A 1416-nucleotide genomic window follows, 5' to 3' on the forward strand; every position below is an offset into this window, starting at 1 on the left:
TGGGCGCAAAGCTGCCGTTCCCATACCGCGAAATGCGAGCGTGCTGCGGTTTGACTATGACGCTGCTCGCTCAGTTCTCAAATGGGAGATAGCGAAAGTCAGACTTTCCCTCAATCACCGACACCGGGTGTCGGCTTCTCGAACCGCAATCCCGCCCCGCCGCCGTTTTCGGGAATGAACTGAATACCGCCCGCTTCAAACGCTCTGCGGATTGACGTGAGACTATTTCGATGTGGAATTCGGGCGCCTCGTTCAAAGTCAACTATTGTGGCGCGCGATATGGCCGCAAAACGTGCCAGCTCATCCTGGCTCCATCCCAACATAGCACGCGCGCCTCTGCATTGCTCAACTGATATCATTCTGATTGTCGAAATTCATCATTTTTGATTGACATTACTCGATGACCGCGCACAAATACGGGTAGAGGTCGCAAACGGCCGAAAAAGGTGCGTCAACACCTTGTTCGGCCTGACCAAACCCAAGCTGGTTGGAGCTCGGATCATGGCTGATTCCGACAATACCACAGCTTTGCCTTTCGTCATCCCGGGGAGACGAAGGAAGAGTTGTGCTGTGGATGACGATGCAAAAGGTGACGCCACGGCTGGCGCCAGACTCGGCGAGAGCATTGCCTCGCGGTTGCTTGCACCCGTCGACCCATGCGTGGTCCTGCTGCAAGAGTGGGAGCACGCACACCACATGGCCGTGGTGCTGTGTCGACTGCAGCAGCGCCTGGAGACGCGGATAAGAATCGCCCTTGGGTCTCCTGTTCCTGGCGGCGCAACAGAGACGGATCGGAAGGGCACGTCGAAGTCGGCCCTGGCAGATCATCAGCAGACACGTTGGGACGCGCTTGACCAGGAGGTCGGTTACTCGCGTGTCCGTGTTGCCGAGATCGAGGCCGTCGAGGCTGAAGAAGAGCTGCTTGAAGCCGTTTCAACCACACAAGCGCAATCACTTGGCGGCGTGATCGCCAAACTGACAATCATTGCCGGCGGCGGCGAGAGCCAGGGCGACACATCGGCATTCCCCTGGCCGCAAATTCAGTCGGTTCTGGATGACCTCAAGCACCTGAGCGAACGCGACCGGCCTGGCGACAGTCGTGGCCCGGTCGAAATCCAACCACGGCGAGGCTGAGCGCACTGCAGGATCGCGGGAGGGCGAGACTGCGTTGGCACCAAACATCAAAAATCAAAGGGAGAGAGCAAATGAGCTTGAGAAGTCCAACACGTCTTGCACGCATGTGGAGCGCATTGCTTGCGCTGATCGTCATCATGACTGGTGGCACGGCCTTGGCCGAGACCACCAAGGAACGGATCTTGCGCGAAGGCAAGATCGTCATCGGCATCCACAACCGCTCGCCCTGGGGTTTTCGCGATGAAGCCACTGGCGAGGCAAAGGGATGGCATCCGGACCTAC

General features: G+C 58.2%; 2 protein-coding genes and 1 pseudogene. 2 read left to right on the forward strand and 1 reads right to left on the reverse strand.

Annotation, left to right across the window (positions count from 1 at the left end; all coding sequences use genetic code 11):
• Nucleotides 1-110: 110 nt before the first annotated feature.
• Nucleotides 111-359: a helix-turn-helix domain-containing protein gene (locus tag AC1DUU_RS31955; protein WP_476787307.1), complete on the reverse strand. Its 249-nt coding sequence runs from the start codon at nt 357-359 to the stop codon at nt 111-113.
• A gap of 142 nt (nt 360-501) precedes the next feature.
• Here AC1DUU_RS31955 and AC1DUU_RS31960 point away from each other — a divergent pair, with 142 nt between their 5' ends.
• Both AC1DUU_RS31960 and AC1DUU_RS31965 read left to right on the forward strand, forming a co-directional pair.
• Nucleotides 502-1134 (forward strand): hypothetical protein, encoded by a 633-nt coding sequence (locus AC1DUU_RS31960; protein ID WP_476787308.1) that lies wholly within the window; start codon nt 502-504, stop codon nt 1132-1134.
• Nucleotides 1135-1205: 71 nt separating this feature from the next.
• Nucleotides 1206-1416, forward strand: a pseudogene (locus tag AC1DUU_RS31965) (ectoine/hydroxyectoine ABC transporter substrate-binding protein EhuB); the annotation flags it as partial.

This window comes from Aminobacter sp. P4_H6_2 (genome assembly GCF_056400805.1).

What these genes read in the sequence shown, in the direction of transcription:
- AC1DUU_RS31955 (WP_476787307.1), bottom strand. Translation starts at nt 359, where the DNA reads ATGATATCAGTTGAGCAATGCAGAGGCGCGCGTGCTATGTTGGGATGG.
- AC1DUU_RS31960 (WP_476787308.1), top strand. Translation starts at nt 502, where the DNA reads ATGGCTGATTCCGACAATACCACAGCTTTGCCTTTCGTCATCCCGGGG.